The following is a 20,740-nucleotide window of genomic DNA, read 5'->3' as shown; positions in this document are numbered from 1 at the left end:
AGACCCTGGGGAGGGCGAGGCGTCATGATGGGACCGTCCCACGCACTGTCGGGCGCGGCGGTGTGGCTGACCGGCTCCTGGGCGCTCGACCAGTTCGCCGACTACCACCAGTCGCCGCTGGCACTCGCCGTCGGCACCGCCGTCTGCGCCGGTGGGGCGCTCTTCCCCGACCTCGACCTGTCGGGCAAGGTGACCCGCAACCAGGGCGGGGCCACGGTGGCCCGCACGTTCGGGGTGGTCAGCCTGTTCGTCGCCGAGGTGATGGAGAAGATCTCCCTCGGCGTCTACTACGCGACCAAGCTGAGCAAGGACCCGCGCCGCAACAACGGCCACCGCACCCTGACCCACACGATCCCGTTCACCGTGCTGGTCGGCTGGGGCACCACCGCGCTGTGCGCCGCGTACGGCAAGTGGGCCGTGGTGGGCATCCTGTTCTTCATGTTCGGGCTGGCCCTGCGCGGGCTGTTCGACCGGTGGGCGGAGCGCGCCGGCTGGGTGATCGTGACCCTGGCCTCGGCCGCCGCCGCCTGGTACACGTTCGCCAACCTGCCCGGCGACCGGGGGTATCCGCTGATCGGGCTGGCCGTCGGGGTGGGCTGCTTCGTGCACATCCTCGGCGACATGATCACGCGGGCCGGAGTGCCGATCCTGTGGCCGATCCCGATCAAGCGCCGGATGTGGACGATGGTCGGCCTGCCGAACAGCATCGCGCTGCGCACCGGCAGCAAGACCGAGGTGGTCGTGCTGCGCGGCGTGCTGACCGCGATCTCCGTGCTCGCGGCGGTGGGCCTGGTCGCCCCGTCGGTGCTGCGCAAGTTCAACATCGAGATCTGAGGCTCCGCCCGTCGCCGGGCCGACCCCGCCCCCCAGCGCGGCGCTGTGCCGCCCCCGGGCGCGGGTCGGCCCGGCGACCCATTTTTGTCATCGGCTATTGACGCCCTCGTAACACGTGTCCTACGGTCTGTCGAAACGCTTCGACTAACCGTTTCGACTAGGCGTTTCGACGCAGGTCGGGACCCCGCCCGCCGGGCCGCCGAGGGAGGTGCGCGATGGCCACGATGCACGACGTCGCCCGGCTCGCGCGGGTCTCCGTCAGCACGGTGTCGTACGTGCTGACCGGCGCGCGGCCCATCTCCCAGGCCACCCGGGACAAGGTCCGCGCCGCGATGGCGGAGCTGGACTACCAGCCGCACGCGATGGCCCGGGGGCTGGCCAGCCGGCGCAGCCGCATCCTCGGGCTGCTCCTGCCGATCGACGACCGCGGCCTAGGCGCCACCGAGACGGCCTTCGTCACCGGCGCGGCCTCGGCGGCCAGCGCGGCGGGCTACCACCTGGTGCTCTCCCCCGTCGACGCCGACGACCTCGACGGCCTGCGGCGGCTGGCCAGCCAGCGGATGCTCGACGGCGCGCTGCTGATGGAGGTGCAGCTCGACGACGACCGGGTGGCCGTGCTGCGGGAGGCGGGCGTGCCGCTGGTGCTCATCGGCCGCACCGGCGACACCACCGACCTGTCGTACGTCGACATCGACTTCGACCGCACCGTGCGCGACGCCGTCGCGCACCTCGTGGGCCTCGGCCACCGGCGGATCGTCTACGTCAACCACTCCGCCGCGACCATCGCCGAGGGCTACGGCCCCGCGCTGCGCACCCGCGACGCGTTCGCCGCGGCGATGGCCGAGCACGGCGTCGAGCCGCTGATGATCCCCGCCGAGGACAGCGCGGCGGGCGGGCGGGCGGCCCTGGCCACGGCGTTCGACCGGGCCCCCGACCTGACCGCCGTGCTCGCCATGAACGAGCGGGCCGTGTTCGGCATCCTCGGCGGGCTGGCCGGGCGGGGCCTCACCGTGCCCGACGACGTCTCGGTCGTCTCCATGGTCACCTCGCCGCAGGTCGCCGAGCTGGCCACCCCCGCGCTGACCGCGATGACGTCGCCCGGCTCGGCGCTGGGACGCATCGCGGTCGAGGCGCTGCTGCGCCACCTGGAGCTCGACAGCGCCCCGATCCACCAGGAGCTGCTGCCGTGCACGTTGGAGGTCCGCGGATCCAGCGGCCCTCCCGGTCGCCCGACTCCGGACACCACCGGCGAGGCCGACGCGGCCGACCCGGAGGCGTCGGGCACGACGAGCAAGAACACAGCCCGTCGCCGCGCTGCCACGCGACGACGGGCCTAGAGGAGTACCGGCTCGATACTCACGAGGAGAATGGTAATGCAACGATTCCGCACAGTCGTCGCGGCGGTGACCCTGGCCGTCGCCGCGGCGGCGTCCCTGACCGCCTGCGGTGACGACGCCGACGAGGGCGCCAGCGGCGCCAAGGTGCTCAAGCTCTGGCACTACGAGGGCGAGACCAGCGCCATGGGCGTGGCGTGGGACAAGGCGATCGAGGTCTTCAAGCAGGAGCACCCGGGCGTCGAGGTGCGCTTCGAGCGCAAGGCGTTCGAGCAGATCCAGCAGAACGCCGGGATGATCATCAACTCGTCCGAGGGCCCGGACGTGATGGAATACAACAAGGGCAACGCCACCGCCGGCCTGCTGTCCAAGCAGGGCCTGCTCACCGATCTCACGGCCGAGGCGACCAAGCGCGGCTGGGACAAGGCGCTCAGCCCGAGCCTGCAGACCACCGCCAGGTACGACGACAAGGGCGTGATGGGCTCCGGCAACTGGTACGGCGTGCCCAACTACGGCGAGTACGTGATGGTCTACTACAACAAGGACCTGTTCGACCGCAACGGCGTCAAGGTCCCGACGACGCTCGACGAGATGACCGCCGCGATGGACACGTTCGTCGCCAAGGGCATCACCCCGCTGGGCACCGCCGGCGCCGAGTACCCGGCCGGGCAGCTGTTCTACCAGCTCGCGCTCGCCAAGGCCGACCGGGCGTTCGTCGACAACTACCAGCTCTACAAGAACCCGGTCGACTTCAAGGCCGACCCGCTCAAGTACGGCGCGGACACGTTCGCCGAGTGGGTGAAGAAGGGCTACGTCGGCAAGGGCACCGCCAGCGCCAAGGCCGAGGACATGGGCACGGCGTTCATCGCCGGCAAGACCCCGATGATCGTCTCCGGGAGTTGGTGGTACGGCCGGTTCAAGGCCGAGATGAAGGCCAACTGGGACAGCTTCCTGTTCCCCGGCAACAAGCTGCACGCCGGCTCGTCCGGCAACATCTGGGTGGTCCCGGCGACCAGCAAGGCCAAGGACCTGGCGTACGACTTCATCGACATCACCATGCGCCCGGAGATCCAGGCCCTGATCGGCAACAACGGCGGCGTCCCGGTGTCGGCCGACCCGTCGAAGATCGCCGACCCGAAGGACAAGAAGCTGATCGAGAACTTCAACGCGATCAGCTCCACCGACGGCCTGGCCTTCTACCCGGACTGGCCGGTCCCCGGCTACTACGACGTGCTGGTCTCCGGCTTCCAGGGCCTGATCAACCAGTCGAAGTCCCCCGACCAGGTGCTCGACGCGATCGCCAAGCCGTACGACGAGGGCGTCGCGGAGATCAAGCGCGGCTGACGAGGACGCCCGGCGGGCGCGCCCTGCGCGACGCGCCCGCCGGCGCACCGGAGGGACCATCATGGCTGCATCCGACGCCCTCGTCACCCGACGCCGGGGCGACACCGACCCGAAGGGCCGCCGGGGCCCGCGCCGCCGCCGCGGCGACGCGGGGTACTGGCTCTACCTGCTGCCCGGCGCGGTGCTCTTCGCACTGGTCATCGGCGGGCCGCTGCTGTTCACCGGCTATCTCTCGCTCACCCGCTGGTCCGGCATCGGCGACCCGACATTCGTCGGGCTGGAGAACTACCGGCGCCTGCTCGACGACACCGTCTTCTGGCAGTCGTTCCGCAACACCCTCGCCATGATCGTGGCGATGGTCGTGGTGCCCACCGTCGTCGGGCTGGTGCTCGCGGCGGTGCTGTTCGACACCATCGGCCGGCGCTTCAAGCCGCGCACCGCCAACGCGCTGCGGGCCGCGTTCTACCTGCCGCAGGTGCTGCCGGTCGTGGTGGCCGGCATCGTGTGGGGCTGGATCCTGCGCCCCGACGGGGCCCTCAACGGGCTGCTCGACGCCGTCGGGCTGGGCGCGCTGTCGCACGACTGGCTCGGCGACCCCGACACCGCCCTGCCGGCGGTCATGGGCGTGATGATCTGGGTGCAGATCGGCTACCCGGTGGTCGTGTTCATGGCCGCGCTGCAGCGGGTCGACCCCGAGTTGTACGAGGCGGCGGAGATCGACGGCGCGGGCTGGGCCCGCCGGTTCCGGGCGATCACCCTGCCGCAGATCCGGCCGGAGACGTTCGTCGTCGCCCTCACCTGCACCATCGCCGCGATGAAGGTGTTCGGGCCGATCTACGCGCTGACCCGGGGCGGCCCCGAGAACGCCACCAACGTGCCGTCGTACTTCGCGTACTACACGTTCTTCAAGAAACTCCAGGTCGGGTACGGGTCGGCGATCTCGACCGTGCTGACGCTGATCATCGTGGTGGTGGCGCTGCTGTTCATCCGCGCGCAGCACCGCGCCGAGCGACGGGACGGGAGCGCCTGATGTCCGTCACCCTCACCCCCACGAAGGCCCCCGCGAAGACCGGCCGGTCCGCCCGGGTGCCCGACCGGCACCACCGGGGCGTCGGCCGCTGGATCGTGCTGGCCGTGGTCACCGTCGGCGCGCTGGTCATGCTGGTGCCGTTCGTGTTCATGCTGCTCAACGCGTTCAAAGCGCCCGGGCAATACTCCACGGACGGGCCGCTGAGCTGGCCGTCGGAGTTCTACACCCAGGGCCTGCGCACCTACTGGACGCAGGTCGACTTCCCGCAGAAGCTGTGGAACTCCGCGCTCATCGCCGGCTCGGTCGCGGTGCTCGCGGTCGCCGTGTCGCTGCTCAACGCGTACGCGCTGGGCATCGGCCGGGTCCGGGGCCGGCTCTGGATCGTCGGGGCGTTCCTGCTGGCCAACATGCTGCCGCAGGAGTCCCTGGTCTACCCGCTCTACTACTTCGCCAAGGAGGTGGGCCTCTACAACACCCGACTCGTCGTGATCATCATCTTCACGGTCATCCAGAGCGCGTTCGGCACGTACCTGCTGGCCTCGGTGCTCGGCACGTTCCCCAAGAGCCTGCTGGAGGCGGCGGCGCTGGACGGGTCGGGCAAGTGGACGATCCTGTGGCGGGTCGTCCTGCCCAACGTCCGGCCCACCCTCGCCGTGCTGCTGGTCTTCTTCTTCATCTGGACCTGGAACGAGTTCCTCATCCCGCTGGTGATGCTCATCGACAACCAGACCCAGACCATCCCGGTGGCCCTCGCGTCGTTGCAGGGCGACCGGCTGATGGACGCCCCCACCACCAACGCCGGGGCCCTGATCAGCCTCGTCCCGGCGATCGTGTTCTTCCTCATCTTCCAGCGCACGCTGAGCCGCGGCATCACGGTAGGAGCCGAGAAGTGAAGTTCACCGACGGGTACTGGCAACTGCGTCCGGGGGTCACGGTGCTGCGCCCCGGCACAGTCGAATCGGTGGAGCCGGACGAACGCGGCTTCACCGTCTTCGCGCCGACCGGTCAGATCACCGGGCGGGGCGACACCCTCAACCGCCCGGTCGTCACCGTGCAGTTCTTCTCCCCCGCCCCCGGCGTGATCGGAGTGACCGTCGGGCACCACAGCGGCGGGCTGCCGAAGCAGCCGCGCTTCGCCCTCGCGGCCGGCGACGACCACCCCGTCACCGTCGAGGTCACCGGCGTCAGCGCCGCCCTGACCACCGGCGAGCTGACCGCCCGCGTCACGCTGGTCGACCGGTGGCGGGTCGACTTCCTGCGCGGCGACCGCCTGGTCACCTCGTCCACCGAGCGCAGCGTCGGCGTCGTCACCGACGGCGAGGGCCGCCACTTCGTCCACGACCGGCTGGCGCTGGGCGTCGGGGAGACGATCTACGGCCTCGGCGAGCGGTTCGGCCCGTTCGTCAAGAACGGCCAGACCGTCGACATCTGGAACGCCGACGGCGGCACCGCCAGCGAGCAGGCGTACAAGAACGTGCCGTTCTATCTCAGCAGCGCCGGCTACGGCGTCTTCGTCGACCACCCCGAGCACGTGTCGTTCGAGGTCGGCTCGGAGGTCGTCTCGCAGGCCCAGTTCAGCGTCGAGGGGCAGTCGCTGACCTACTACCTGATCGACGGGCCCACCCCGAAGGACGTGCTGCGCCGCTACACCGCGCTCACCGGCCGCCCGGCCCGCGTCCCGGCCTGGTCGTACGGGCTGTGGCTGTCGACGTCGTTCACCACCTCGTACGACGAGAAGACCGTCACCGAGTTCATCGACGGGATGGCCGAGCGGGACCTGCCGCTGTCGGTGTTCCACTTCGACTGCTTCTGGATGCGGCAGTTCCACTGGGTCGACTTCGTGTGGGACCCGGCGACCTTCCCCGACCCGGAGGGGATGCTGCGCCGGCTGCACGAGCGCGGCCTGAAGGTGTGCGTGTGGATCAACCCGTACATCGCCCAGCGCTCCTACCTGTTCGAGGAGGGCCGCCAGGCCGGCTACCTGGTGCGCAACCCCGACGGGTCGGTCTGGCAGTGGGACAAGTGGCAGGCCGGCATGGCGCTCGTCGACTTCACCAACCCCGACGCGGTGGCCTGGTTCAACAGCAAGCTCAAGGTGCTGCTCGACATGGGCGTCGACTGCTTCAAGACCGACTTCGGCGAGCGCATCCCCACCGAGGTGGTCTGGCACGACGGGTCGGACCCGCAGCGGATGCACAACTACTACGCCTACCTCTACAACAAGGCCGTCTTCGAGCTGCTGGAGGCCGAGCGCGGCGTCGGCGAGGCGGTCGTCTTCGCCCGGTCGGCCACGGCCGGCGGGCAGCAGTTCCCGGTGCACTGGGGCGGCGACTGCGAGTCGACGTTCGTGGCGATGGCCGAGTCGCTGCGCGGCGGGCTGTCGCTGTCGGCGTCCGGGTTCGGCTACTGGAGCCACGACATCGGCGGCTTCGAGGGCACCCCCGACCCGGCCGTGTTCAAGCGGTGGATCGCGTTCGGGCTGCTCTCCTCGCACTCGCGGCTGCACGGCTCCGGCTCGTACCGGGTGCCGTGGGCGTACGACGACGAGGCCGTGGAGGTGCTGCGCCACTTCACCCGGCTCAAGCTGAGCCTCATGCCCTACCTGGCGGCGGCGGCCGAGGAGGCGCACCGCGACGGCGTACCGGTGATGCGGCCGATGATCGTGGAGTTCCCGGACGACCCGATGGCCGCGTACCTCGACCGGCAGTACATGCTCGGCCCGGACGTGCTGGTCGCGCCCGTGATGAGCGCCGACGGGGAGGTCACCTACTACGTGCCCGCCGGCACCTGGACCAACCTGGTCAGCGGCGCGCAGCTCACCGGGCCGGCGTGGGTGACCGAGAAGCACGGCTACGACAGCCTGCCGGTGCTCGCCCGCCCCGGTGCGGTGATCCCGTTCGGCGCGACGCACGACCGGCCCGACTACGAGTGGGCCGACGGCGTGCGGCTGCGGCTGTTCGCGCCCGTCGAGGGCCAGCGGACCCGGGTGCGGATCCCCTCGCCCGGCGGCGGTCCGGGGGCCGAGTTCGAGGTGCGGTACGACGGCGGGACGGCCGCCGTGGACGTGGTGGCCGGCGCGTCGTCCGGCTACGACTGTGACGTGGTGGGATCGGGGTCGCCGGGCGGCGACGTGCTGGGGACGGGGGCGAACCGGTGACGCGAGTGTTTCCCGAGGGCTTCGTGTGGGGCTCGGCGACGGCGTCGTACCAGATCGAGGGCGGGGCCACCGAGGACGGGCGGGGCCCGTCGATCTGGGACACCTACAGCCACACCCCCGGCCGCACCCTCAACGGCGACACCGGCGACGTGGCCGCCGACCACTACCACCGCTGGCGCGAGGACCTGGGGCACATCGCCGAGCTGGGGCTGTCGGCGTACCGGTTCTCGATCTCCTGGCCCCGGGTGCAGCCCGGCGGCTCCGGTGCGTTCAACCGGGCCGGGCTGGACTTCTACTCCCGGCTCGTCGACGGGCTGCTGGAGCGGGGCGTGCGGCCGGTGGCCACCATGTACCACTGGGACCTGCCGCAGGAGCTGGAGGACGCCGGCGGCTGGCCGGCGCGGGACACCGCGCTGCGGTTCCAGGAGTACGCCGCCGGCATCGTGGAGGCGCTCGGCGACCGGGTGCACACGTGGACGACGTTCAACGAGCCGTGGTGCTCGGCGTACCTCGGCTACGGCTCCGGGGTGCACGCGCCGGGCCGCACCGAGCCGGCCGGGGCGCTGGCCGCCGTACACCATCTCAACCTCGCCCACGGCCTCGCCGGCCGGGTGGTGCGCGAGCTGGCGCCGGCGGCGGAGCTGTCGGTGACGCTGAACCTGCACGTGGTCCGGCCGGCGTCGGGCTCGGCGGCCGACGCCGACGCGGTGCGCCGCATCGACGCGCTGGCCAACCGGGCGTTCCTCGGGCCGCTGCTCGACGGGGCGTACCCGGCGGACCTGCTCGCCGACACCGCGAAGGTGACCGACTGGTCGTTCGTGCGCGACGGCGACGAGCGTACGATCGCGGTGCCGCTGGACGTGCTCGGGGTCAACTACTACTCGACCACTCTGGTGCGGGCCTGGGACGGCGTCTCGGCCCGCTCGGACAACGACGGGCACGGCAGCTCGGCGCACACGCCGTGGGTCGGCGCCGACGACGTGGACTTCCTGCCGCAGCCGGGTCCGTACACGGCGATGGGCTGGAACATCGAGCCCGCCGGCCTGACCGAGCTGCTGCTGCGGCTGCACCGGGAACACCCCGGGCTGCCGCTGATGATCACCGAGAACGGCGCGGCGTTCGACGACGTGGTCACCCCCGACGGCCGGGTCCACGACGAGCGGCGGCTGGACTACCTGTACCGGCACATCGACGCGGTCGGCGCAGCCATGGACGCGGGCGCGGACGTGCGCGGCTACTTCGTCTGGTCGCTGCTGGACAACTTCGAGTGGGCGTGGGGCTACGACCGGCGCTTCGGCATCATCCGCGTCGACTACGACACGCAGGAGCGGATCTGGAAGGACAGCGCCCACTGGTACCGGGCCCTGGCCGCCACGGGTCGGCTGGAGCCGCCGGCCGGCGACTGAGCTGTGCCCGCCGGGGCTGCTCGTCCGTCGTTCGGGCGAGCAGCCCCGGCGCGTTCGTGTCAGGTGAGGGAGGTCAGGAAGAAGTCCCGGATGTCCTCGGCGAGCAGCTCCGGCACCTCCATCGCGGCGAAGTGGCCCCCGCGCTCGAACTCCGACCAGTGCCGGATGTCGTAGAGCCGCTCGGCCAGCGGTCGCACCGACTGCGTGATGTCGTGCGGGAACACGGCCACCCCCACCGGCACCGGGCACGGCGCGATCCGACGCGGGGCCTCGCGGTGCAGTCGCGCCGAGGAGGCCGCGGTGGCGGTCAGCCAGTACAGCGAGACGTCGGTGAGCATCCGCTCGTCGCTGACGGGCGAGCGGGGGTCCGTCCACTGCGCGAAGCGCTCGGCGATCCAGGCCAGCTGGCCGACGGGCGAGTCGGTCAGCGCGTAGCCGATGGTCTGCGGGGTGGCGGCCTGCAGCGCCTGGAACGGCGGCCGGTTCGCCATCAGCTGCCTGACCTTGTCCAGCCGGGCCTCGTCCGTCTCGGACAGGTGGATGTCGGCGTCCGGCAGCGGCCGGGTCGGCAGGTAGTTGACGTGCACCCCGACGACCCGTTCGGGTGCCACCGCGCCGAGCGCCAACGAGATGCCCGAGCCGAAGTCGCCACCCTGCGCGCCGTAGCGCTCGTAGCCGAGACGGCGCATCAGCTCGGCCCAGGCCCGCGCGACCCGGACGACGTCCCAGCCGCGCTCGTGTGTCGGCCCGGAGAAGCCGAAGCCCGGGATGGACGGGATCACCAGGTGGAAGTCGCGCGACAGCGGCTCGATCACGTCGAGGAACTCCAGGAACGAGCCGGGCCAGCCGTGGGTGAGGATCAGCGCAAGCGCGTCCGGCTTCGCCGACCTGACGTGGACGAAGTGGACGTTCTGGCCGTCGATCTCGGTGGTGAAGTGCGGAAGCTCGTTGAGCCGGGCCTCCTGCGCGCGCCAGTCGTAGCGGGTGCGCCAGTGTTCGACCAGTTCTTTCAGCCGCGCCTGCGGGAAGCCGTAGTCCCACCCGGCGTCGGCGACCTCGTTGGGCCACCGGGTGCGACCGAGCCGGTCGTCGAGGTCGTCGAGAGCGGCCTGGGGGACGTCGATGCGGAACGGTTCGATCATGGCCTTGACTCCAGGAGGATTCGTTTGACGCACTAACGTTTACGCGACTAACGATACCGATATCGTTAGTGCGCCCAACGACTTGTTAGGGTTGTCACATGGAGAAGCCAGCCGAGGGTGCACCCGCCAGCTGGGAGAGCCTGCCCAGCTGGCTGCTCACCCAGACCGCCGGCCACGCGCAGCGCCTGGTGGGCGACGCGTTCTCCGCCGCCCAGGCCCGCGGCTACCACTACCGCCTGCTGGCGACGCTTGAGGAGTTCGGCCCGGCCAGCCAGGCCACGCTGGGCCGCCGCAGCGGCATCCACCTCAGCGACATGGTGGCGGCGGTCAACGAACTCGCCGATCGCAGGCTGGTCGAGCGCTCCCCGGACCCGTCCGACCGTCGGCGCAACATCATCTCGTTGACCGCGGCGGGCAGGCAGCAGTTGCGGCGGCTGGAGAAGCGGCTGGCCGAATGCCAGGACGAGCTGCTGGCCCCGCTGTCACCCGGGGAGCGCCAGCGACTGACCGAGCTGCTGTCCAAGCTGCTGGACCACCACCGCCGCGCCGCCGACGCACCATGATCGTCTGCTGTTTCTGGAGAACCCGCCCGGCGTGTCGTCTCCTGAATCAGCAGACGATCACGTGAGGGCCGGCCCGGCCATCGCCGCGAGGCGGTGGGCGAGCCGGGCGAGGGCCTGCCGCAGCTCCGCCGGCTCCAGCACCTCCGCCTCGAAGCCGAGCCGGGCCACGTGCAAGGCGAGCCAGTCGAGGTCGTCCCCGCCGACGACGAGCACGCACCAGCCGTCGCGGTCGTCCTCGACCCGCCCCACCTGCGGCGGCACCAGTTCCCGCAGCACGTCGGACGGGGCGTGCACCCGCACCCGGGCGAGGTGCCGGTACGGCGCCTCGGCCACGGCCCGCCGCACGTGGGCGACCGGGTCGGGGTGCTCCCGCGCCCGGAAGCGCCACGTCGTCGCCGCCGTCTGGCGCATCCGGTCCAGCCGGAACGTGCGCCAGTCGCCGCGGTCGACGTCCCACGCCATCAGATACCACCGGCGGCCGGTGGTGACCATCCGCACCGGCTCGACCGTGCGCTCGCTCTCCGCACCGTCGCGGCCGGCGTAACGGAACCGGACCCGCACGGCGTCGCGGCAGGCCCGCGCGAGGGTCACCAGCAGCTCCGCGTCGATCTCGACGCCGGGGCCGACCAGGGTGTCGGTGGCGGCGTGCACCGCCCGCACCTCGGCGCGCAGCCGCGCGGGCAGCACCTGGTCGAGCTTGGCCAGCGCCCGCAGCGCCGCCTCCTGCGCCCCGGCGACCGTGCCGCCCGCGGCCAGCCGCAGGGACACCGCCGTCGCGATCGCCTCCTCGTCGTCGAGCAGCAGCGGCGGCAGCCGGGTGCCAGCGCCAAGCCGGTAGCCGCCGCCGACGCCCGCCGCCGCGTGCACCGGGTAGCCGAGCGCGCGCAGCCGCTGCACGTCGCGGCGCACCGAGCGGTCGGTGACCCGCAGCTCGGCGGCGATCTCGGCGGCGGTCCAGGACGGTCGCCGCTGCAGCAGCGCCAGCAGCCGCAGCACCCGCTCGGTCGTCGCCTCGACGGTCACCCGTCGATCGTTGCACAGGTCTAGGAACGAACCTGTCCGCGATATGCCGGAGGCTGGCACCATGACGGACGTTCAGATCACGTTCGACTGCGCCGACCCGGCCGCGCTGGCGGCCTTCTGGGCCGAGGCCCTCGGCCATCAGGTGCAGGCCCCGCCGCCCGGCTTCGAGTCGTGGGAGCAGGCGCTGGAGGCGATGGGCGTGCCGCCCGAGCGCCGCAACTCCGCCTCGGCGGTGGTCGACCCCGCCGGCACCGCGCCGCGGCTGTTCTTCCAGCGGGTGCCGGAGCCCAAGCAGGTCAAGAACCGGGTGCACCTCGACGTACGGGCCGCCCCGGGGCTGGTCGGCGACGCGCGGATGGCGGCCCTGGAGGCGGCGGCCGAGCGGCTCGTCTCGCTCGGCGCGACCCGGCTGCGCCGCCACGAGCCCGCCGCACCGCTCGCCGCGGGGCACATCGTCATGGCCGACCCCGAGGGCAACGAGTTCTGCCTCGACTGACTCGACTGATCGCCCCCACCGAGCGGCTGCGCCACTCGCAGCTCGACCACGCTGCGCAATGATCGCTGGCGTCTGGGCGCAGGCCCGGCGGTGTGACTCTTCGTCACACCCCCTCGACCCCACTCGACATCCCGCGCCCCCTTTGCTCTGCACCCAGATAGGCAGCACCGGGGATGGAGTGGCGACATTCAACAATCCGAATGAAGCGGGGCATCCGGCGACCGACTACGTCGCGCGCCTGTTGCGCATCTGGGTGCAGAGCAAAGGGGGGCGGAGAAAGGACCGGGGGCGGGCGAGTGCGATCGCGTGGTGTAATGCTCCTGCGGTCAGGGCACCGCAGGCGGAGACGATGTCGCCCTGCGCTCGCTGCGGCACGAACGGAGCTGGCGGAGTCGCTCTCGCGTCCGTCGGGAACCCGACCATCCAGCACGAGCACGGACCGGATGGCGCGGTGCGCTCCAGTCCGCCGAGAAGCGGGTGTGGCGCGCGACGGCTGGCGACGAACTGATGGGTGTCGTCGCGATGGGCCCGCCGCTCGCGTCGGACGTGGACGCCCGGCACCGCAGCTCCTGCTGAATCTTGGACGGTTCCTGTCACCAGCGAGCAACAACCGTCCAAGAATCGATCGCAGGAACGCGCTACGCGCCGACGCGCTGGGGCGGGACGGTCAGCCCGTACAGGGCCATCAACTCCGGGGTGTCGACGCGGCTGCCGTCGGCCACCGAGTCGCAGGAGATGTCGACGATCTGGTCCTTGTGCGCCAGCAGATAGGGCCGGGCCCCGACGTCGGCGCTGGCCAGGGTGGCGATGCCGGACCAGTGTCGGCGGCCGAACAGCATCGGGTAGCCGCGCAGGCCGTCGTAGGTGGCGCAGACCAGCACGTCGGGGTACGGCAGCGCGGCCACCCGCCGCACGGCCGCCGGGGTGAGCCCCGGCATGTCCACCGGGACCACGACCACCGCCTCGATCCGCTGGTCGGTCAGCGCCGCGAGGCCGGCCCGGATCGACGAGCCGACGCCGGTGCCCCAGGCGCGGTTGACCACCACCGTGGCCCGGGTCAGATCGGCGGTCTGCCGCACCTGGTCGGCCGCCGCGCCCAGCACCACCACGATCTGCGCGCAGCCCGCCTCGATCATCGTGTCGATCATCCGGTCTACCAGGGGTTGGTCACCCTGGTGGAGCAACGCCTCGGGGCCACCGAGACGGCGTCCCCCGCCCGCCGCGATGATCATTCCTGCGATACGCACACCGGGTGCAACGAGCACCCCCGCGATGAGTGTCGGGGCGAAACGGATATTTGCCGCACTCGGGGTGCCGCGCCGACGGCACGGCCGGCCGCCGCGTCGCCGGTCGGCCGCCGCCGGCAAGCCCGTGAGCCGCTGCGCGTCGCCGGGCTGCCGCTTCCGGCCAGGTCAGGCGTCCGCGTAGCAGTCCACGACGGACAGGTCCAGCGGGAACCGGACCGGGGTGTCGCCGAACAGCAGGGCGGTGGCCCGCGCGCCGCTGGCGCGGACCGCCTCGGCCACCGCGTCGGCCTGCCCGGCCGGGCAGTGCACGATCACCTCGTCGTGCTGGAAGAAGACCAGCTCGGCGTCGCTGCCGGCCAGCGCCGCGCGCAGCGTGGCCAGCAACGTGGACGCCCACTCGGCGGCGGTGGCCTGGATGACGAAGTTGCGGGTGAACCGGCCCCGGGACCGGGCCGCCCGCGCCCGGGGGCCCTGCGGGTCGGCCGCCGCCTCCGGGTCGACCCCCGCGTCGTCGCCGTCGGCGAAGCCGGCCGTGCCGGGCGGGCAGGTGCGCCCCAGCCAGGAACGCACCAGGCCGCCGGCCTCGCCGGTGCGCGCCGCCGCCTCCACGTACGCGAAGGCGGTCGGATAGTTGCGGCGCAGCACGGCGAGGGCGGGGACGGCCATCCCGCCGGTCTGCCCGTACATGGCGCCGAGCAGGGCCACCTTGGCCCGGGGCCGGTCGCCGCCGAAGGAGTCCCGGGCCAGGGCGGCGTAGAGGTCGCCCGCCCCGCCGGCGGCGGCCAGCCGGGCATCGCCGGAGACCGCCGCGAGCACCCTCGGCTCCAGCTGGCCGGCGTCGGCGACGACGAGCCGCCAACCCGGGTCGGCCACCACCGCCCGCCGGATCACCTTGGGGATCTGCAACGCGCCGCCGCCCCGGGTGGCCCACCGCCCGGAGACGACGCCGCCGGGGACGTACTCCGGGTGGAACCGGCCGTCGCGCACCCAGGCGTCGCGCCAGGCCCAGCCGTGCGCCGTCCAGATCCGGTAGAGCTCCTTGTGCTCCAGCACCAGCGGCACGGCCGGGTGGTCGACGCCGCGCAGCACCCAGGCCCGGGTGTTGGGCAGTTCCACGCCGACGCGGGCGAACGCCCGCAGCAGCTCGGCCGGGGAGTCGGCGTGCACCTGGCGCAGGCCGAACGCCTCGGCGATGCGGGCGGTCAGCTCGGCCAACCGGCGGGGCGGGCCGCCGACCGGGGACGGCTCGCCGAGCAGCCCGGTGAGGATCTCGTCGTGCACCTCGGCCCGCCAGGGCAGGCCGGCCGCCCCCATCTCCGCCGCGATCAGCGCGCCGGCCGACTCGGCGGCCACCAGCAACCGGAACCGGCCGGGATGGGCGGTGGCGGCGATGCGGTCGAGCTGGTCGGCGTACACCCGGGTCAGGGCCTCGACGCCGGGGCCCGGCGGACCGGGCAGGGTGTCGAAGAGCGCGCCCTGGCCGTGGCCGGGCGGCTCGGCCGCGCGGGGCGGCGGATCCGGCGGCACCGGCGCGCCGGTCAACCGGGCCCACGCGGCGGCCGGCGAGCGGGGCTCGCCCCAGCGGCCGGCGTGCCCCAGCAGCAGCGACTCGGTCAGCTCGACGTCGTGGCAGCGGTCGAGCCGGACCCCGGCGCGCAGCAGCGCCGGATAGACGCCTGCGCCGCTGCCCCAGACCCAGCGGGGACGCTCGGCGGCCTCCCGGGCGGCGACGGCGGCGGCGAGGTCGGTGACCTGCTCGGCCGGGCCGGTGGGGCGGCCGGCGGGGTCGAGGGGCAGCAGCGCTCCCCCACCCCGGTCGTCCGCCTCCACCGCCACCAGCACGGACGCGATTCTGCCTCGACCGTACGACGCTCGGCGTGCGGCGGCTACTTGCTCACGCCGGCGGTCAGGCCGGACTGCACCTGGCGCTGGAACACGATGTAGACGATGAGCACCGGCAGCATCGCCATCGTCACCCCGGCGAACAGCCCGCTCCAGTCGCTCTTGTAGCCCTGGTTGACCGACAGCTCGATGAGCCCCTGGGCGATCACCTGGTTCTTCGGCTCCCCGGCGACCGACTGCATGAGCAGCGTCGGCAGGTACCACTGGTTCCACTGGCCGAGGACGTTGAAGATGCCGATGCTGATCAGGCCCGGCTTGGCCATCGGCAGCATGATGCTGAAGAACAGCCGGCTGTGCGAGGCCCCGTCGACCATCGCCGCCTCGGCGATCGAGTCGGGCAGCGTCCGGAAGAACGAGTGCATGAAGAAGACCGTGAACGACAGCGACCAGGCGACGTAGACGAGGATCAGCATGAGGTGCCGGTTCGGGCCCAGCAGGGGCAGGACGATCCCCATGTTGTAGACGCCCTTGAACAGCGGCACGGCGGCGAGATAGATGGGCAGGGTCAGGCCGGACAGGAACATGTAGTAGATCAGCCGGTTGCCGGGGAACTCGTAGCGCGCCAGCACGTACGCGGCCATCGAGCCGAGCAGCATGGTCAGGAAGACGCTGCCGACCAGGACCAGCAGCGTGTTGAGGAAGAACGCGCCGAGGTGCCCCTCGCCCCAGGCGCGGGTGAAGTTGTCCCAGTGCAGCTCGTCGGGGATCAGCGACAACGGCTCGCGGATGACCTCCGAGTCGTCCTTGAACGCCGACATCACCACCCACAGCAGCGGGTAGATCACCATCACGGCCCAGACCACCAGGAACAGGTGCGAGAAGCCGTTGAAGAAGCGTCCGCCCAGCTCCCGGCCGCGGCTGACGAGGCCCCGGCTCGGCGCGGGGCGGGGGGCCGGACGCCCGGGGCGGGCCCGCTCGCCGGACGGGTGGGTCACCGTGCTCATCGTCGGGGTCTCCTCAGTACTCGATCCGCTCACGGCGGGTGATCCGGAGCTGGAGAGCGGCCAGCAGGATCGTGAAGATGGCCAGCGCCACGCCCATCGCGCAGGCGTAGCCGAACTGCCCCTTCTGGAACGCGGTGAAGTTGAGCACCGACGCGAAGATCTCGCTGGCGTGGTTCGGCCCGCCCTGGCTCGGGGTCATGACGAAGACCAGGGCGTACATGTCCAGCGCGATGAAGCCCAGGTAGACCCAGGCCACCGAGATGGTGTCCCGCAGCAGCGGCAGGGTGATCCGGAAGAACGTGTGGAACCGGCTCGCCCCGTCGAGGAGCGCCGCCTCGTAGATGTCCTTCGGGATCGACTGCATCGCCGCCGAGAAGAGCACCATGTAGAAGCCGGCCCCGCTCCACACGGCGATGAACAGCAGCCACCACAGCACCGCGGGCACGCCGAGGAACGGCTCGGGGTCGGCGGTGAACCCGATCGGGTTGTCGGCGTCGACCAGCCCGATCTTCATCAGCAGGCCGTTGATCAGCCCCTGGTTGTCCGAGCGGTAGATCTGCTGCCACATCACGGCGATCACCACGAGCGACAGGACCTGCGGGAAGAAGAAGATGACCTTGTAGAGCCCGGAGCCGAAGACCCCCCGGATGCCGGCCCTGTCCTCGCGTCCGCCCACGTTGAGCAGGAACGCGAGGAACAGGGCCAGCGCGATCGTGAACAGCGGCACGGTGACCAGGAAGAACACGTTGTGCCAGAACGCCTTCCTGATCAGCTCGTCGGAGAACAGCCGGACGTAGTTGTCCAGCCCGACGAACTCCTGCTTGTCGGAGTAGCCGCCCCAGTTGGTCAGCGAGTATCCGGCCGCCTGGGCGAAGGGCCACACCACGTAGAAGAGGTACAGCGCGACGGGGAGGGCCAGGAAGCCCGTGACGAAGCGCGCGACACCGTGCCGCATTCCACTCACTCTCTCGAACGGATCAGTGGGCCGCCACCGGGATCAGGCGCGGGTCTGCTTCTTGATCGACGAGTCCTTGGCGACCTTGTCGGCGGCTGCCTGCATCTTGTCGACGAACTGCTGCGCGGTGAGCCGGCCGGCCATCAGCTCCTCGGAGAGGTTCTGGCTCTCCTTGTCCAGGTCGGCGTAGAAGTCGAAGAGCTTGGTCTTGATCAGGTCCTTCGGCGCGTTGCGCATCAGCTCGTTGGCGCTGGCCAGCGCCGTGTCCTGCACGCCGTCGCCGGAGCCCTTGGTGGAGGCCAGCGACTTGGTCAGCTCGGCGAACTTGGCGGAGCCGGACTTCGACAGCACGGCCCGCAGGAACTCCTTCGCCGCCGCCTTGTTCGGGGCCTTGCTCGGCACCACGAGGCCCTCGCCCGCGCCGGCGAAGACGTCCTTGGGCGCCTTGTCGGTGGCCCCGAGGCCCCAGTAGTCCGACAGCTTCATCTCGAAGCCCGGCGGGATCGTCGCCGCCATCTCGTTCTTCAGCCAGGTGCCGACCTGGATGAACGCCGCCTTGCCGTCGAGCCACGCCTGCTGGGACTGGGTGTGGTTGAGGTTGCCCGGCAGCAGCAGCCGGTCCTTGACCAGCTTCTCCCACGCCTGGAGGGCGGGCAGCACCCCGTCGGCCTTCCAGGCGTTCTCCTTCAGGTTGTCGATGTCGACGACCGCCTGCCGGCCGGCGGACTTCCAGATCGTCGCCATCAGCGCCCAGCGCGGGTAGTAGCCGTGCACGGCGTCGTGCACGTACGGGGCGATGCCCTTGGCCTTGATCTTCGGCGCGAGGGCGAAGAACTCGTCGAACGTCGTCGGCGGCTGCCAGCCCTCCTTGGCGAACAGCGCCCCGTTGTACCAGTTGCCCCACACGGTGAAGGCCACGTTGACGACGTAGAACTTGCCCTGGAAGGTGCCGTCCTCGACCGTGCCGGGCAGCAGCGTGTCGGCGACGGTGCCCTCGCTGTCCCACGCCGGGGCGGTGAGCAGGTCGTCCAGGGGCTCGATCGCGCCCTCGTTGACCAGGGTGCTGATGTCCATCATGTCGGCGCCCGAGTTCATGACGAGGTCGCTCGGCTGCGTCGCCATCTTCGGCTGCTCTTCGGTCTTGATCTTCTGGGTGGAGCTCATGTTGACCGTCACGCCCGCGTGCTTGGCGGCGAAGACGGCCTTGTCCTCGTTGGCCCACTGGTCGCCGAGGCCGCCGTTGAAGATGACGACCTTGACGGCGCTGCCGTCCTTGACGCCGAACGGGTTGTCCTTGCTCTTGGCGGCGCCGGTGTCGTCGGACTTGCTCGGCTCGCTGCCGGCGCAGGCGCTGAGCAGGCCCGCGGCGGGGGTGACGAGCAGGCCCGCCGCGGCGGCACGGCGCAGCAGGGTCCGGCGGCTCAGATCGGCCGGGTGCTCGGGGGTAACCGACATCGTTGTCTCTCCTTGAGGTGTCGAATCAGGCGGTACGCCGGAGACGCCCGGCGTACCGCGACTCGAGGGCGAGGTTGTGCTCGTCCCCACCGGGGACGTTGGCGGAGAGGTAGATAGGGGGTACCTCCCCGGCCTGGTGGAACCGTCGTACGACCTCCGCCGTCACCAACTGCGCCAGCAGCGCGGCGGTGACCGAGGAGACCGCACAGACCGCGCCGCCGCCGGAGAGCGGCAGCAGTGCGTCACCGTACGGCGCGCCGTTGTCCAGCACGACGTCGGCGAGGTCGACGAGCCGGCGCCCCGACGGGTGCCGGGGGGCGACCCGCGAGGTGTGCTCGACCGAGGTGACCGCGATCAGCGGGTGGCCGTGCCCGGTGACCAGCGTCGCCAGCTCGACCACCGAGCCGTTGATGCCGGACTGGGACGCGATCAGGAAGACGTCGCCCGGCTGCGGGGCGGCGAGGGCGTAGAGCTGGTGGGCGACGGCCGGGTCGCGTTCCAGCTTGGGGTCGGCGAGCACGTCGCGGGGCGCGTCGCCGTGCAGCACGAGGTCGTGCAGGGAGATCCGGTTGGTGGGGACCAGCCCGCCGGCCCGGGCGACCAGTTCGGCGGCGAACGCCTCGGAGTGGCCGGCGCCGAACGCCTGGAGCACCCCGCCGGCACGCAGGCCGGCGGCGATCAGGTCGGCGGCGCGGCCGACCGCCCCGGCCTGCGAGTCGACGACCCGGTCGAGGACGGGTCGGACGGCCTCGGCGTATCCCTGTGCGCTGATCATGCGATGGCCCCCTTCGCGGCCTTGTGCCCGTCGACGGCCTGGGCGGTGCGCCGGAAGGCCGCGTGGGCGCGGTCGTGGGTGCGCTGGGCGACGGCGATGTAGAGCAGGTCGAGCACGACGAGCTGCGGGTGCCGGGCCGACAGCGCGTCGGGGCGGAACGTGGTGGCCTGGCTGGCGGTGAGCAGCACCAGGTCGGCCAGCTCGGCCAGCGGCGAGCGGGGGAAGCCGGTGAGCGCGACGGTGGTCGCGCCCCGGCTGCCGGCCTCGGCGAGCAGCTCGATGGTCTCCCGGGTCTGCCCGGTGTGCGAGATGCCGAGCGCCACGTCGCCGGGGCCGAGCAGCGCGGCGCTGGCCAGCCCCTCGTGGACGTCGCTCCAGGCCCAGGCGGCCACCCCGATGCGGTGCAGGCTGAACTGCATCTCCTCGCCGACGAGGGCGCTGCCGGACGCGCCGAAGATGTTGACCCGGCTGGCCCCGGCGATGGCCACGGCCGCCCGTTCCACCTGGGCGAGGTCGAGCAGCGCGGCGGTGTCGTGCATGGCCCGGGTGTCGGCGGCCATGATCTGGCCGAGCACCCGCTCCAGGGGGTCGCCGGGCTGGATCTCCCGGCCGATGTCGACGGTCCAGCCTGCGGAGCGGGCCCGGCCGGTCTCGGCGGCGATGCCGAGGCGCAGGTCGGCGTACCCCTCGAAGCCCATCGCGCGGCAGAACCGGGTGATGGTGGCCGGGGAGGTGCCGCTGCGCTCGGCCAGCTCGACGATGGTGGCCCGCGCGGCGGCCTCCGGGTCGCTGAGCACGTGCTCGGCGACGCGGCGCAGCGCGCCGGTCAGCTCCGCCGCGCCGGCCCGGACCCGGGCGAGCACGCCGTCGGTGGGCAGCGCGCCCCGCCGGTCGGCCGGGTCGGCGTCGACCACGGCGGCGCCCCGGGGGGTGTCGACCTCGTGATCCACCATGCGACGCCTTTCGGAAAAGAGTGTTAACTGTTAGTGGTAAAAGTTCTTACTGAAGGGCCCTCCGTGTCAAGACCGTGGTCGAAGTTTTCAAACTGTTACCTGACGCGCGGCCCCCGGCCCGGCCGGGGATCTTGCCCCGCGCGGCCGGGTCTACCAGCATGAATCCGCCCGCACCGCCGA

Annotated in this window: 18 protein-coding genes; 9 read left to right on the top strand and 9 right to left on the bottom strand. The window is 71.8% G+C overall.

The window, feature by feature from the left end:
- Positions 1 to 24 precede the first annotated feature (24 nt).
- The 7 genes from TK50_RS25235 to TK50_RS25205 all read left to right on the top strand — a co-directional run bounded on the left by TK50_RS25235 (position 25) and on the right by TK50_RS25205 (position 9,105).
- Complete coding sequence (locus tag TK50_RS25235) at positions 25 to 834, top strand: metal-dependent hydrolase (RefSeq protein WP_043967692.1); 810 nt, start codon at positions 25 to 27, stop codon at positions 832 to 834.
- A gap of 215 nt (positions 835 to 1,049) precedes the next feature.
- Positions 1,050 to 2,171: a LacI family DNA-binding transcriptional regulator gene (locus TK50_RS25230; RefSeq protein ID WP_043967691.1), complete on the top strand. Its 1,122-nt coding sequence runs from the start codon at positions 1,050 to 1,052 to the stop codon at positions 2,169 to 2,171.
- Between the two features lie 36 nt (positions 2,172 to 2,207).
- Positions 2,208 to 3,512 carry an ABC transporter substrate-binding protein gene (locus TK50_RS25225; RefSeq protein ID WP_043967690.1) on the top strand — a complete coding sequence of 435 codons (1,305 nt, stop codon included), beginning with the start codon at positions 2,208 to 2,210 and terminating at the stop codon, positions 3,510 to 3,512.
- 61 nt (positions 3,513 to 3,573) lie between these two features.
- A complete protein-coding gene (locus TK50_RS25220) occupies positions 3,574 to 4,542 on the top strand; it encodes a carbohydrate ABC transporter permease (protein WP_043967689.1) in 969 nt (322 codons plus the stop codon).
- Positions 4,542 to 5,435 carry a carbohydrate ABC transporter permease gene (locus TK50_RS25215; RefSeq protein WP_043967688.1) on the top strand — a complete coding sequence of 298 codons (894 nt, stop codon included), beginning with the start codon at positions 4,542 to 4,544 and terminating at the stop codon, positions 5,433 to 5,435. The genes TK50_RS25220 and TK50_RS25215 overlap by 1 nt, the downstream gene beginning before the upstream one ends.
- Positions 5,432 to 7,699, top strand: coding sequence for an alpha-xylosidase (yicI, locus tag TK50_RS25210; protein WP_043967687.1), 2,268 nt, complete (start codon positions 5,432 to 5,434; stop codon positions 7,697 to 7,699). Before TK50_RS25215 ends, yicI begins: the two co-directional genes overlap by 4 nt.
- Positions 7,696 to 9,105, top strand: coding sequence for a GH1 family beta-glucosidase (locus TK50_RS25205; protein WP_043967685.1), 1,410 nt, complete (start codon positions 7,696 to 7,698; stop codon positions 9,103 to 9,105). Before yicI ends, TK50_RS25205 begins: the two co-directional genes overlap by 4 nt.
- Before the next feature lie 59 nt (positions 9,106 to 9,164).
- Here TK50_RS25205 and TK50_RS25200 read toward each other — a convergent pair whose 3' ends face one another.
- Positions 9,165 to 10,247 (bottom strand): epoxide hydrolase family protein, encoded by a 1,083-nt coding sequence (locus TK50_RS25200; RefSeq protein ID WP_043967684.1) that lies wholly within the window; start codon positions 10,245 to 10,247, stop codon positions 9,165 to 9,167.
- Positions 10,248 to 10,345: 98 nt separating this feature from the next.
- Here TK50_RS25200 and TK50_RS25195 point away from each other — a divergent pair, with 98 nt between their 5' ends.
- On the top strand, positions 10,346 to 10,810 hold the full coding sequence (locus tag TK50_RS25195; RefSeq protein WP_043967683.1) for a MarR family winged helix-turn-helix transcriptional regulator: 465 nt from the start codon (positions 10,346 to 10,348) through the stop codon (positions 10,808 to 10,810).
- Positions 10,811 to 10,867: 57 nt separating this feature from the next.
- On the opposite strand, the gene TK50_RS25190 is transcribed toward TK50_RS25195, so the two are convergent.
- On the bottom strand, positions 10,868 to 11,833 hold the full coding sequence (locus tag TK50_RS25190) for a helix-turn-helix transcriptional regulator (RefSeq protein WP_043967681.1): 966 nt from the start codon (positions 11,831 to 11,833) through the stop codon (positions 10,868 to 10,870).
- Between the two features lie 61 nt (positions 11,834 to 11,894).
- On the opposite strand from TK50_RS25190, the gene TK50_RS25185 reads away from it, so the two are divergent.
- Positions 11,895 to 12,329 carry a VOC family protein gene (locus tag TK50_RS25185; RefSeq protein ID WP_043969354.1) on the top strand — a complete coding sequence of 145 codons (435 nt, stop codon included), beginning with the start codon at positions 11,895 to 11,897 and terminating at the stop codon, positions 12,327 to 12,329.
- A 638-nt stretch (positions 12,330 to 12,967) separates the two neighbouring features.
- Here TK50_RS25185 and TK50_RS25180 read toward each other — a convergent pair.
- The 7 genes from TK50_RS25180 to TK50_RS25150 form a co-directional block, all read right to left on the bottom strand.
- The gene (locus TK50_RS25180; protein ID WP_043967679.1) at positions 12,968 to 13,561 is read right to left on the bottom strand and encodes a nucleotidyltransferase family protein; all 594 of its coding nucleotides are present in this window, start codon (positions 13,559 to 13,561) and stop codon (positions 12,968 to 12,970) included.
- Between the two features lie 180 nt (positions 13,562 to 13,741).
- Positions 13,742 to 15,427, bottom strand: coding sequence for a bifunctional 3'-5' exonuclease/DNA polymerase (locus TK50_RS25175; RefSeq protein ID WP_422119967.1), 1,686 nt, complete (start codon positions 15,425 to 15,427; stop codon positions 13,742 to 13,744).
- Between the two features lie 35 nt (positions 15,428 to 15,462).
- Positions 15,463 to 16,422 (bottom strand): carbohydrate ABC transporter permease, encoded by a 960-nt coding sequence (locus TK50_RS25170; RefSeq protein WP_043967677.1) that lies wholly within the window; start codon positions 16,420 to 16,422, stop codon positions 15,463 to 15,465.
- Positions 16,423 to 16,435: 13 nt separating this feature from the next.
- The gene (locus tag TK50_RS25165; RefSeq protein WP_043967675.1) at positions 16,436 to 17,377 is read right to left on the bottom strand and encodes a carbohydrate ABC transporter permease; all 942 of its coding nucleotides are present in this window, start codon (positions 17,375 to 17,377) and stop codon (positions 16,436 to 16,438) included.
- Positions 17,378 to 17,419: 42 nt separating this feature from the next.
- Positions 17,420 to 18,832, bottom strand: coding sequence for an N-acetylglucosamine/diacetylchitobiose ABC transporter substrate-binding protein (gene ngcE / locus TK50_RS25160; protein WP_043967674.1), 1,413 nt, complete (start codon positions 18,830 to 18,832; stop codon positions 17,420 to 17,422).
- Between the two features lie 25 nt (positions 18,833 to 18,857).
- On the bottom strand, positions 18,858 to 19,607 hold the full coding sequence (locus TK50_RS25155; RefSeq protein WP_043967672.1) for a sugar isomerase domain-containing protein: 750 nt from the start codon (positions 19,605 to 19,607) through the stop codon (positions 18,858 to 18,860).
- Entirely contained in the window at positions 19,604 to 20,560 is a 957-nt protein-coding gene (locus TK50_RS25150; RefSeq protein WP_043967670.1) for a MurR/RpiR family transcriptional regulator, read from the bottom strand. Before TK50_RS25150 ends, TK50_RS25155 begins: the two co-directional genes overlap by 4 nt.
- Positions 20,561 to 20,740 lie beyond the last annotated feature (180 nt).

Origin of the sequence: Micromonospora haikouensis, assembly GCF_000876225.1 — a bacterium.
GTDB classification, from domain to species: domain Bacteria; phylum Actinomycetota; class Actinomycetes; order Mycobacteriales; family Micromonosporaceae; genus Micromonospora; species Micromonospora haikouensis.
This window is presented reverse-complemented; position numbering and strand designations above follow the sequence as displayed.